Source organism: Acinetobacter sp. F9 (assembly GCF_019195275.1).
Classification (GTDB): Bacteria; Pseudomonadota; Gammaproteobacteria; order Pseudomonadales; family Moraxellaceae; genus Acinetobacter; species Acinetobacter pseudolwoffii.
On the sequence record NZ_CP078068.1, the window covers coordinates 2284821 to 2295930 of the forward strand.

Annotated in this window: 12 protein-coding genes; 9 read left to right on the forward strand and 3 right to left on the reverse strand. The window is 43.6% G+C overall.

Annotated features, from left to right (window positions below; genetic code table 11):
• Position 1: 1 nt before the first annotated feature.
• Positions 2-1459, reverse strand: a complete 1458-nt coding sequence (gene miaB, locus KT990_RS10895; protein WP_005094063.1) for a tRNA (N6-isopentenyl adenosine(37)-C2)-methylthiotransferase MiaB — start codon at positions 1457-1459, stop codon at positions 2-4.
• 334 nt (positions 1460-1793) lie between these two features.
• Between miaB and KT990_RS10900 the strand changes: the two genes are divergently transcribed.
• From KT990_RS10900 to KT990_RS10925, 6 genes are all read left to right on the forward strand, one after another.
• Entirely contained in the window at positions 1794-3728 is a 1935-nt protein-coding gene (locus tag KT990_RS10900; protein ID WP_218209384.1) for a lytic transglycosylase domain-containing protein, read from the forward strand.
• Between the two features lie 31 nt (positions 3729-3759).
• Entirely contained in the window at positions 3760-4398 is a 639-nt protein-coding gene (locus KT990_RS10905) for a hypothetical protein (protein WP_005168674.1), read from the forward strand.
• 167 nt (positions 4399-4565) lie between these two features.
• Entirely contained in the window at positions 4566-5552 is a 987-nt protein-coding gene (locus KT990_RS10910) for a malate dehydrogenase (RefSeq protein WP_218208778.1), read from the forward strand.
• A 174-nt stretch (positions 5553-5726) separates the two neighbouring features.
• Positions 5727-5987, forward strand: a complete 261-nt coding sequence (locus KT990_RS10915) for a DUF2789 family protein (protein WP_005094053.1) — start codon at positions 5727-5729, stop codon at positions 5985-5987.
• Positions 5988-6075: 88 nt separating this feature from the next.
• Positions 6076-6330 carry a DUF2789 family protein gene (locus KT990_RS10920; protein WP_034608346.1) on the forward strand — a complete coding sequence of 85 codons (255 nt, stop codon included), beginning with the start codon at positions 6076-6078 and terminating at the stop codon, positions 6328-6330.
• A gap of 115 nt (positions 6331-6445) precedes the next feature.
• Positions 6446-6703, forward strand: coding sequence for a DUF2789 family protein (locus tag KT990_RS10925; protein WP_005094049.1), 258 nt, complete (start codon positions 6446-6448; stop codon positions 6701-6703).
• 90 nt (positions 6704-6793) lie between these two features.
• On the opposite strand, the gene KT990_RS10930 is transcribed toward KT990_RS10925, so the two are convergent.
• Positions 6794-7318 (reverse strand): hypothetical protein, encoded by a 525-nt coding sequence (locus tag KT990_RS10930; RefSeq protein WP_218208779.1) that lies wholly within the window; start codon positions 7316-7318, stop codon positions 6794-6796.
• A 70-nt stretch (positions 7319-7388) separates the two neighbouring features.
• Complete coding sequence (locus KT990_RS10935; RefSeq protein ID WP_100357803.1) at positions 7389-7991, reverse strand: 2OG-Fe(II) oxygenase; 603 nt, start codon at positions 7989-7991, stop codon at positions 7389-7391.
• Positions 7992-8108: 117 nt separating this feature from the next.
• Here KT990_RS10935 and KT990_RS10940 point away from each other — a divergent pair, with 117 nt between their 5' ends.
• The 3 genes from KT990_RS10940 to KT990_RS10950 are packed head-to-tail and all read left to right on the forward strand — an operon-like array spanning position 8109 to position 10921.
• Entirely contained in the window at positions 8109-8966 is an 858-nt protein-coding gene (locus tag KT990_RS10940; protein ID WP_005094045.1) for a 23S rRNA (adenine(2030)-N(6))-methyltransferase RlmJ, read from the forward strand.
• Between the two features lie 38 nt (positions 8967-9004).
• Positions 9005-9826: a CDP-diacylglycerol--serine O-phosphatidyltransferase gene (gene pssA / locus KT990_RS10945; protein WP_005094042.1), complete on the forward strand. Its 822-nt coding sequence runs from the start codon at positions 9005-9007 to the stop codon at positions 9824-9826.
• 18 nt (positions 9827-9844) lie between these two features.
• Entirely contained in the window at positions 9845-10921 is a 1077-nt protein-coding gene (locus KT990_RS10950) for a DUF6670 family protein (RefSeq protein WP_180083445.1), read from the forward strand.
• Positions 10922-11110 lie beyond the last annotated feature (189 nt).

An 11110-nucleotide genomic window follows, 5' to 3' on the forward strand; every position in this document is an offset into this window, starting at 1 on the left:
ATTACGCCACGTCAGGCTCAAGATTCAAGAGTTCACCATAAACTAAATTCAAAGTTTTAATTTCGGTCACTTCGATCTCGGCAAAGCGACCTACCCAGGCAGGATCACCAATAAAGTTGACATAACGGGTGTTGTCCGCCGTACCCACCAGAATATTCGGATCTTTATCAGAGACTTTCTCGATCAGTACCCGCTGGATGCTACCGAGCATGGCATCCGTTTTGTCAATACTCGAGCGTTTAATCCATTGCTGAACTTTGGCCAGACGTTCTTTTTTGACATCTTCCGGAATGGTATCTTCCAGTTCTGCCGCAGGCGTACCCGGACGTTTTGAATAGATAAAACTATAAGAATGATCGAAATCCAGATCTTTAATAAATTGATAGGTCTCTGCAAAGTTCTCATCAGTTTCACCCGGGAAGCCAATGATAAAGTCTGAAGATAAATGCATATCGGGACGAACTGAGCGTAACTTTTTAATTTTCTCGATATAGACATCGATGGTATGGTTACGTTTCATGGCCTGAAGCACATCATTCGAGCCACTTTGTACCGGCAAATGCAGATGCGAAACCATTTGTGGCAGGTCGCGATAACACTGGATCAGGTCATCATTAAATTCGAGTGGATGCGAAGTGGTATAACGAATCCGGCCAATGCCCGGAATATCCGCGACTAAACGCAACAGATCGGCAAAAGTACAGATATTGCCTTCAAAGGTTTCACCACGATAGCCATTGACGTTTTGACCCAGCAGGGAAATTTCACGCACGCCTTTTTCTGCCAGACCCGCAATTTCAGCCAATACATCATCCAGTGGGCGAGACACTTCTTCACCACGGGTATAAGGCACCACGCAGAACGAACAATATTTTGAACAGCCTTCCATGATCGAAACAAAGGCTTTATAGCCCTCAACACGCGGTTCAGGCAGAAAGTCGAATTTTTCGATATCCGGGAAGGAGATATCTACCAGTTTGATTTTTTCTTTTTTCGGTTTTTCGATCTGGTCAAAATGCTGATCCAGCATTTGTGGCAAGCGGTGCAGGGTTTGCGGGCCAAAAATCATGTCGACATAATTGGCACGTTTCTGGATGTTGTCGCCTTCCTGAGACGCCACACAGCCGCCAACCCCGATAATCAGATCCGGATTCTTGTCTTTCAGTTTGCGCCAGCGACCCAGCTCGGAAAACACTTTTTCTTGGGCTTTTTCACGGATCGAGCAGGTATTCATCAGCAGAATATCGGCATCTTTAGGATCGTTGGTCAGCACATAGCCATGAGAATCGCCTAACAGGTCTGCCATACGGTGACTGTCGTACTCATTCATCTGACACCCTTGCGTTTCGATATACAGTTTTTTTACTGCAATCTCATGGACAGGGGTGTGCGCTGGCTGGGTAACAGTGTTTTCTGAGGCAGCTGGGGCACCATTCGGAATGAAGGTTTGAACCGTCATGTAGGCTCCTACAAGGTAATACGTTGAAAGAGTGAACGAACAGCCTGATTGACGCATCAAACAGGTGAATAACAATTCAATTCACGGACTGAAATATGGGAAGGCGCATATTTTAGCAGGAAAGTCGCTTAAACTTATAGCTTAAATTAAACGTGGAAAAATATTGATTTATGGGTAAAAATTGTCTGTAGATTAATATTGCTTAATCATAAGGTTACATAACTGAACAATACAGTTGCTTATAATATTTCAACAAAGCTCTTATGATAAGCAACATAGGCTAGGCACAGAATCGATGAGAGAAGGCAAAGGGATGTTGAAACACACTGAAAATATGTATAAATATTATAAATTAATTACGTTAAGTGTGGCGTGTATCTGTTCAGCAAGTACATATGCAGCTGAAGAGCAATTTAACGATGCCTTACGTGCGGCCAATGCAGGTAATACTGAATTATTACAACAATATCGCCTGTCCATGCAGAATGATGCTTTAGGCTATTATCCGGAATACTGGATTTTAAACCAGAATCTTGCCTTGCAACCTGCCAGCCAAATTGTCAGTTTTGCTCAGCGCTACCCGCAATCTGCGATGGCTGAAAAGCTGGCAGCGGACTATGTCGAAGAAAAAGTCAAAATGGCAGATTTCACCACGGCTCAACCGGTATTGCCTTATGTGACCAATGCTGATCCAGCTGAAGCCTGTGCCGTAGCACAAGTTCGTGCCAAAGCCGGTGATGAGCTGGTTTATGCCGAGTTTAAAGAGGTCTGGCTAACCACCAATAGCCAACCGGATTCTTGTACTGGACTTGGTCGAATGATGCTTTCTAGCCCTTTAATGACGGCAGAAGACCGCCAACAGCGACTTTGGGTACAATTGCGTGCCGGTCAGTCAGGTCAGGCTATTGCCACTGCGCAAGGAATCGGTCTGAATCTGTCTTTAGCACAACTCAATTCGATTCAGGCCAATCCAACCAATTATTTATGGTCTGCACCGAAAAACAGTGCGGCAGAACATGCTTATCTGATTTATGCACTGGGACGTCTGGCAGATAGTGATCTGGACTCGGCGTTATCCATTGTGAAACGGACTGCTGAAGGCACACCGGTACAAGTACAACGTGCCTTATACCGAGCTGTGGGGTATGTCGGTGGAACCACAGTCATGAAGAACAACTTTAACCGGGAAGTGTTAAATGCCTTTGATGCCAGTTATGGTCTGCCATTTAGTCCGGAAGAAGCTGAGATTTATGCGCGTCAGGCCATCCGTTTTAGTGCGTGGGAAAGCCTAATCCGTGCGATTGATGCCATGAGCGTCAATCAGAAACAGGAAGATCGCTGGCAATATTGGCTGGCCCGTGCCAGTGAGCAGCGTGCAGATCGTAGTTCAAAGAAAACTGCAGAGAGTATTTATCGTACATTGGCCGCCGGGGATGATTATCACAATCTTCTGGCACGCGACAAGTTGGGACAGCTGATTGCGAGCACACCCAATCCAATTCAGCCATCGAATCAGGCCATGCAACGTTTGAATCAGGATATTCATTTCCGTCGTGCGTTCACGCTACGTAATATCAGTGCACCGAATAACTACATTAACCGTGAATGGAACTGGGCAGTGCGTCAGGCCTATCTGAAGAAAGATGATGAGCTGTTGCTGGCCGCAGCAAAGCGTGCCATGGACATGGGTTGGCATGATCGGGCCATTTATGCAGCTGACCGCACCGTGAACAAACATAACTACAATTATCGTTATCCAATGCCGCACCAGAATTACGTGGTCAGTCATAGCCGCAATGCCGGGATCGATCCGGCTTGGGCTTATGGCTTGATGCGTCAGGAAAGCCGTTTCAATACCGTGGCACGTTCACATGTGGGTGCCGGTGGCCTGATGCAAATCATGCCAGATACTGCCAAGCTGGTGGCGCGTCAAATGGGTGAGGCTTATAATCCGGCAGCTCTCACCGATATGAATACCAATATCCGTTATGGCACCTTTTATTTATCGACCATTCAGCGTCAGCTCAGCGACAGCCCAGTCTTGGCAACCGCAGGCTATAATGCCGGACCAAACCGTGCCCGCCGTTGGCAGCCAGAATTTCAGGGCATGGCAGCAGATCAATATACTGAAAGTATTCCTTTACTTGAAACCCGAGATTATGTGAAACATGTCATGACCAATGCCACACATTACGGTCTCTTGTTAGGACAGGGTGCACAGTCCGTGGGTAAGCGTATGCAACTGATACCATTACGTAATACACAATAAAATTAAAATTATTGGGGATGGTGATTTATTCATGAAAATAATGAAGGATCGTCGAGTTTGGGGGAAATGGGCAGCGCTTGTATTTTTGGGCAGCAGTCCGGCAGCATTCGCCATGCCGACAGACTATGTCATGGATGTAGAAATGGTGCCGGCTTTATGTAGCCTGTACCCTGAATATGCAAAGAAACGAAAATGTCTGGAAGGCTATTCCTTGAATATTTCCGGCTTATATCCTCAGGCTACGTCAGAAAACTGTACCACCAATAGCTCTGCGAAACTTTCACCACTTCAGTCCAAGGTGGTGGCCAGAATTATGCCGGATGAAAATACCCGGACCATTTTGTGGCGCAACATCGGCGGCTGTGTTCCAATGAATGCCAGCCAATATTTCCGGACGATTATCAATTATGCAGACCGGCTTAAAGTGCCGGCAGAGCTGACTGAACAGGAAAATATCACCATATCAGTCGATGCGCTGCGTGTGAAATTTGTGAGAATTAATCCGCAATTACCCGCCAATGCTTTGAGATTTAATTGCCAGCTTACTCAAGCTAGCAGCGTGTTGACCTCGATCAAAGTCTGTTATCACAAAAATGGCAATTATAAATCCTGTCCTGCCAACATTATTAATACATGCCCAAAAACTGTCACAATAAAAGGAACATACTGAGCTTTTTTGCCGGTTTAATTTATATTTCCTATCAGACTTTAGATGAAATCCGTCCTCTTTTATATGCATCCGGCAAAGGATTGGAGTACAATCTTTCGCGTTTACGATTATTAGATTAAATACTAACTATTTAATCGCGTTGAATATCCTCAATTGGAGATAATTAGATGAAGCAAGCAGTTCGTGTTGCCGTTACTGGCGCTGCAGGTCAAATTGGTTACAGCCTATTATTCCGTATCGCAAGCGGCGAAATGCTAGGTAAAGATCAACCAGTGATTTTGCAATTGCTCGAAGTTCCTTTTGAGAAAGCTCAGCAAGCGCTTAAAGGCGTAATGATGGAGCTTCAAGATTGCGCATTCCCGCTACTAGAAGACATGATCGGTACTGATGATCCTAAAGTTGCATTCAAAGATGCTGACTACGCGTTATTAGTTGGTTCACGTCCACGTGGTCCAGGTATGGAACGTGCTGATCTGCTTAAAGTGAACGGCGAAATCTTTATCGGTCAAGGCCAGGCACTTAACGAAGTTGCGAGCCGTGACGTTAAAGTTCTTGTTGTAGGTAACCCTGCGAACACGAATGCTTACATCGCGATGAAATCTGCTCCAGATCTTCCAGCGAAAAACTTCACTGCAATGTTACGTCTTGACCACAACCGTGCTGCATCTCAAATTGCTGCTAAAACCGCTAAAGCGGTTAAAGACATCAAAAATCTTACAGTTTGGGGCAACCACTCTCCAACAATGTATGCTGACTACCGTTTCGCTACAATTAATGGCGAAAGCGTTAAAGACATGATTAACGACCAAGATTGGAATGCAAACACCTTCCTTCCGACTGTTGGTAAGCGTGGCGCTGCCATCATTGAAGCGCGTGGTTTGTCTTCTGCTGCTTCTGCTGCAAACGCTGCAATCGATCATATGCGCGATTGGGCTCTTGGCACAAATGGCGAATGGGTAACCATGGGTATTCCTTCTGACGGTTCTTACGGTATTCCTGAAGGCGTTATGTTCGGTTTCCCTGTAACGACTGAGAACGGTGAATACAAAATCGTTCAAGGTCTAGAAATCGACGAGTTCAGCCGTGAGCGTATCAATGTTACATTGAACGAACTTGAAGAAGAGCGCGCAGCGATTGCTGACATGCTTAAATAATTTGATCGTTTAGATTAAGTTGAAAGAGCACTCCATTCGGGGTGCTTTTTTTATCTCTCTATTTTTTTGATGAACAAAAAATAACATGCTGTGATGCAGCAGCAACTGAATCTTGCTTAAGCTTGGACTAAGCTAAAAAACATAAATAATCCAATAAAAGGCGAGGTGAAGAAGATGTTTGATCAACACCCAACGTTAGAAATGTTTTTTCAGCAACTTGGATTGGACTCGAGTCCCGAGGCGATTGATGAGTTTATCAAGACCCATCAAATTGGCATGGACGTGCCTTTGCACAAGGCGCCGTTCTGGTCGAAATCCCAGCATGATTTCCTGATTGGTCAGTGGAAAAAAGATGATGAATGGGCAATTTTAGTTGATGTCCTGAATGAACAATTACATAGCGAAGCCCAAGGTTCTGGGTCATGTGATTTATAAATGAGTATTTAAGGATTTATGCCAGTTCTTATTTTAGGGATGGTAAAGGTCTTATTTTTAGTTTAGAGCATATAACAGGAGCAAGTGGATCATGTTCGAACAACAGCCAACTTTAGAATTATTATTTGAACAATTGGGTTTGCCTTCTGATGAAGCCGCAATTAATGAATTCACCCATACCCATCAGTTGCCATCTGAAGTCGCTTTACCGGATGCCGAATTCTGGAGTGAGGGCCAAAGTGCATTCTTACGCGAGCACTGGCATCAAGATGATGAATGGATTGTGATTATTGACAAACTGAACCAGCTGTTACATGTCGAAAGTGACAAGCAAGGTGTTTAAATTATAGTCTACAAAAAGAAACAACAAACCTAGTGAAATGACTAGGTTTTTTTTGTCTTATCTTATAAGTTAGATCTATAAATAATTACAATTTATCTGATATAAGGAGGGCGACATGCTCATGAAGAACCAACCATCCTTAGAAATGTTATTTTCTCAACTCGGTCTGGCCAATAGCGCTGCTGCCATTGAGTTGTATATCCGGACTCATCAGCTTCCAGCAGGCCTGTCCTTGCATGAGGCACCATTCTGGAATAAATCCCAGCGTTCATTATTGATTAGTCATCTGGTACAGGATGATGATTGGGCAATCTGGGTGGATGAGCTGAACCAGCAATTACACATGGATGCCTACAGACGTCAGCCTGCTTAACTGTGTTATATCTTGGTATTACTTAAAAAATGAAAGTGATGCTCAAAAGAAAACGCCTCAAATGAGGCGTTTTCTTTGACGCTATTAAGCTTAATGCATTTTACTTTTTAATATTTTGATAAACCATTCCTGTTGACGATAATCACTAAAGGCATGATGCTGCAACAACTCCAGCTCACATTCAGCCGTTTTGGTGTATTTACCTAACCAGTGACGTGTCAGGGCTGGCTCATTTTTACTGGCACTGGCATAGGCCAGTAAAAAATAAATATCGCCATGTTCATAACTGACCATCGGCTTAAGAATTTGCTGGGTAATCAGGGCAAAATGCTGCTCTTTGGTCAATTCAAAAAACATCATATAAGCCTTGGCCAGATGCAAGGATAAATTGATATACATGCGCAGCGGCATTTCTTCAAATTCCACCCGGCCTTGTTCAAGTAAGACAATCGCTTCTTGCAGGAAATGTCGCTGTTCCTGACGCAGCTCACTTAAAGTCACCAGCTGTAAACGAAGATCAGCACGTTCAAGCGTTAATTCTGGCGTATTGCCTTTTAAGTACAATTGGTCAGTTTCACCCAGTCGCTCAATAATCTGCTTGGTTGTTAATCGCATCAACGCAATCCTCATTTCTCAATAATGGCTATATGAGGTTAAAAAAATAAATTTAAAGCATGAGCGAGCATTAGATTAAGGCTGTATCGCTTCTTAACCAGGCCGTAATGGATAGACGTTGCTGTTTGGAAATTAAAACTTCATGTAACAAATCACTCTGGAACAGTACAATCCGGTTCGGCTGTGGCTGAATAATATGCCACTGGCCATTTTTATCTTGCAGACGCAATTCACCCCCCCAATCTGCCTGCCATTGTTCATGCAGATAATACACACTGGAAATCATTCGGCCATTTTTAGCTTGAGGATTGTCACGATGCAGCGCATAAAACTCGCCAGCGTGATAGCAGGCAAAATGTGCTTCGATTTCTTTAATGCCTAAATAAAACGCACGGTTTAAAGCTTGAGAAAACTGTTGCAGGGTTTGGGTGTGTAGGTGGGAAATTTGAAATTCAGGTCGTAACCAAAGAATATGATCACTACGGATGTTGCTGACGACGCCATTTTGAATGGCTGCATTACGAAATTCGTTTAAGTGGCTTAAGCATTCCTGACTTACCGCATGTTGATATTCGCTAGAATAAGCATCGTCAACAATACTAAAGCCATGTTGATCTAAATCATCTAAGATTTGATCAACATTCCAATCCCCTGGGATGATAACAGCTTCCATTTTTTTCAATTCTCGATAGTGTGGCAAAACAGGTTCGCTATTTTAGTGTAAGAATCGTGCCTGAACGAAACTATTTTTCATGTTAAAATAGCTGTTGATATTAGGAATTAATGAAACATGAATTACCGTCACTCTTACCACGCAGGCAACTTTGCCGATGTCATGAAGCACGTTTTATTGCTTCAGTTGTTGACTCGACTGAATGCAAAAGACAAACCTTATCGCTATGTAGATACACATGGTGGTGCGGGTAAATATGATTTATCGACTGCTGAAGCGCAAAAATCAGGTGAGTTCTTAAACGGCATTCATCGTCTTGTTAAACTGGATGATTCGATCAAGCGTAACGCACCTGAAGGCGTACAACAATATTTGAAAGTTGTCGAAAAAATGCGTGAAAACTTTGGTAAGGGTGCTTATCCTGGTTCACCTTGGTTTGCCCTGGAAGGCATGCGCGAGATTGATAAAGCGACCATTTTTGAAATGCAGCGTGATGTGTTTCAGCAACTTCGTCATAATATTTTTGACAAGCGTGCCGGCTTGCATGAGCGTGATGCTTATGAAGGTCTTTTGGGGGTGATTCCGCCGAAAGAAAAACGTGGTCTGGTGATGATCGATCCACCTTATGAGCTTGAGCGTAAAGATTTTCCACAATTGGTAGAATTGCTGGTTGCCGCTTATAAGAAATGGCCGACAGGTGTATTTGCTGTTTGGTATCCAATTAAAGACCGTGCCATGATTGAACGCTTCGAGAAAAAAATGTTCAAGACCGGCATCCGCCGTCAACTGGTGTGTGAAGTTTGTGTATGGCCGGATGACACCCCAGTCGGCTTGAATGGTTGTGGTTTGCTGGTGATTAATCCGCCTTGGAAATTCTCTGAAGATGCAGATGAAGCACTACAATGGTTATTCCCACATCTTCGCATGAGTGAAAATGGTGGTCACGCTGCAGTTCGCTGGTTAGTCGGCGAATAATTTTTTCAAAGCACAGGTCATAGCTAGGATCGACAAGAATGACAAATATAAGCAAACCGGAACGCGACTCTTCAAAAGACTTGCCTTTTGATGGCATCACCTTTGAGGTGGAAGAAGAGGAACATACCCAGGAAGGGCAGAAAGTTAAGCGTCGAGGCATCTATCTATGGCCTAACCTGATTACAACCGCTGCGTTGTTAGCAGGTTTCTACTCCATTATTGCCAGTATGAATGGCAATTTCCAGCAAGCGATCTATGCAATTTTTATTGCGGCTTTGCTGGATGGTTTGGATGGGCGTGTGGCGCGTGCGATTGGTGCGCAAAGTCCGTTTGGTGAACAGTTTGATTCGCTTTCCGATATGCTGGCTTTTGGTGTGGCTCCCGCGATCTTGATGTATAGCTGGGGTTTGAGTGATTTAGGCCGGATTGGTCTGGCCGCCTGTTTTGTCTATACCGCCTGTGCTGCTTTTCGTCTGGCCCGCTTTAACGTACAGATTGGCGTGGTAGACAAGCGTTATTTTATTGGTGTGGCCAGTCCATTGGCGGCTCTCATGATTGTTTCGCTGGTCTGGGTCGGTTTAGATTTTCCTGAAATTTTTGATATTCGTGAAGCATCCATTCAGATCATTAATGCTGTTGTCATTATTGCGGTGGGCTTGTTGATGATTTCTAATATCAAATATTATTCATTCAAGACCGTAGAGCGTAAACGCGTTCCGTTTTTTGTATTACCAATTGCCGTATTTGTCTTTGCTGCGATGACTTATAATATTCCTGTCGGCATTCTGGTAATTTCTATTCTCTATGCCTTATCTGGTTTTGTGACCACCTTTATGGCAAAAAGATCGAGTAGATTATAAAAATATAAGGAGTCTGAGATGCGGTTTCTTCAAGATTTTTTAGATCGTTCGAAACAGCTGAATCAGACTCCAACTGTTTCGCATTATCCTGCCTATCATGGCCCCAACTCAAAATATAAGATTATTCATCAAGGTTTGATGATTCCTGGACTTCCGGCGCCGCTGCACTATCTAAATTTTCTCAGCATTATCGGGCAGCCGAATGCACCGATGCTGGCCAATCCCAGTGCAATTCAAACCAACGCACTGGATACCGCTACGGTGATTTGCAGCACGAGTTCGCATATGGTCGGCCAACTGCATCGTTATTCAGTACAGCAGGACTGTAACTTTGATGCTGGCTTATTTCAGTTTTTAGATCGGGAGCAACTGAGTGGGGCCTTTCCTCATTTTCGTTTGCAGCGTTTTGACTCGGAACTCAGTTTCGATTTAAGCATTCATACCACTCAGCTCATTTCCCACTTTAGCCAGGTGAGGTTTTCACTTGCCGAGCACTGGTCTTTGCTGTGCTATTGCCAGGGCACATTAAAATATAAACAACAGACATATAATATTGATAGCCTCGGAAGTTTTGAATATGCACGAAGTTTCAATTTCCCTTATCTGCCTTTGGCCTTCCTGACTTATCAAATTATTAACCTGAGTGAAAACCGGCAGCTACTGTTGGCGCAAATTCGGGATGGAGTGAATAGTATTGTTCAGTCTCGGATGTATTTGCGTGATTTAAACAAGATGCAGACTCAGATGTTTGACCAAAAAGTGTATTTTAAAGTTCATCGTGTCTATCCGCGCGTCACCACGCCGAATGGGCAAAATATGTATTTGCCACGTGAATTTGAATGGTGTTACGAAGCTAAAGATGGTATCTGTATTTGGGTACAAGGGCAAAGTCGCGGTGATTTCAAATTTGGTTTGGCCGCGGGCTATGTTGGAAGTTTTAGTTATCAGGTCAAAATAAATGAAGAGAACGAAAATGGGGAAGGTGGCTACTGTGAATACATTGATTGCCGTCCTTTACGCTTTCAAGAACAAGATAAAACCGACAAACTTTTAACTCATTTATCAAATTCTGTACCTTTAATGCTCAAAAAATAGAAAAACCTGCACTTTTTGTAGAATAAATAAACAGTCGTTGGTTTTTTGCTGAATTATTTAGAAATAGGGGTTGTGTTGGGTGTGAAATCCTGTAGAATGCACATCCATCGGCAGTGATGAAGATTAAAACTTCTGATAAAACAGTAACTTAGCACGAGGTGTTAAGATTGGGTTTTGTTGGTTAAGTTC

What these genes read in the sequence shown, in the direction of transcription:
- miaB (WP_005094063.1), bottom strand. Translation starts at nt 1,459, where the DNA reads ATGACGGTTCAAACCTTCATTCCGAATGGTGCCCCAGCTGCCTCAGAA.
- KT990_RS10900 (WP_218209384.1), top strand. Translation starts at nt 1,794, where the DNA reads ATGTATAAATATTATAAATTAATTACGTTAAGTGTGGCGTGTATCTGT.
- KT990_RS10905 (WP_005168674.1), top strand. Translation starts at nt 3,760, where the DNA reads ATGAAAATAATGAAGGATCGTCGAGTTTGGGGGAAATGGGCAGCGCTT.
- KT990_RS10910 (WP_218208778.1), top strand. Translation starts at nt 4,566, where the DNA reads ATGAAGCAAGCAGTTCGTGTTGCCGTTACTGGCGCTGCAGGTCAAATT.
- KT990_RS10915 (WP_005094053.1), top strand. Translation starts at nt 5,727, where the DNA reads ATGTTTGATCAACACCCAACGTTAGAAATGTTTTTTCAGCAACTTGGA.
- KT990_RS10925 (WP_005094049.1), top strand. Translation starts at nt 6,446, where the DNA reads ATGCTCATGAAGAACCAACCATCCTTAGAAATGTTATTTTCTCAACTC.
- KT990_RS10930 (WP_218208779.1), bottom strand. Translation starts at nt 7,318, where the DNA reads ATGCGATTAACAACCAAGCAGATTATTGAGCGACTGGGTGAAACTGAC.
- KT990_RS10935 (WP_100357803.1), bottom strand. Translation starts at nt 7,991, where the DNA reads ATGGAAGCTGTTATCATCCCAGGGGATTGGAATGTTGATCAAATCTTA.
- KT990_RS10940 (WP_005094045.1), top strand. Translation starts at nt 8,109, where the DNA reads ATGAATTACCGTCACTCTTACCACGCAGGCAACTTTGCCGATGTCATG.
- pssA (WP_005094042.1), top strand. Translation starts at nt 9,005, where the DNA reads ATGACAAATATAAGCAAACCGGAACGCGACTCTTCAAAAGACTTGCCT.
- KT990_RS10950 (WP_180083445.1), top strand. Translation starts at nt 9,845, where the DNA reads ATGCGGTTTCTTCAAGATTTTTTAGATCGTTCGAAACAGCTGAATCAG.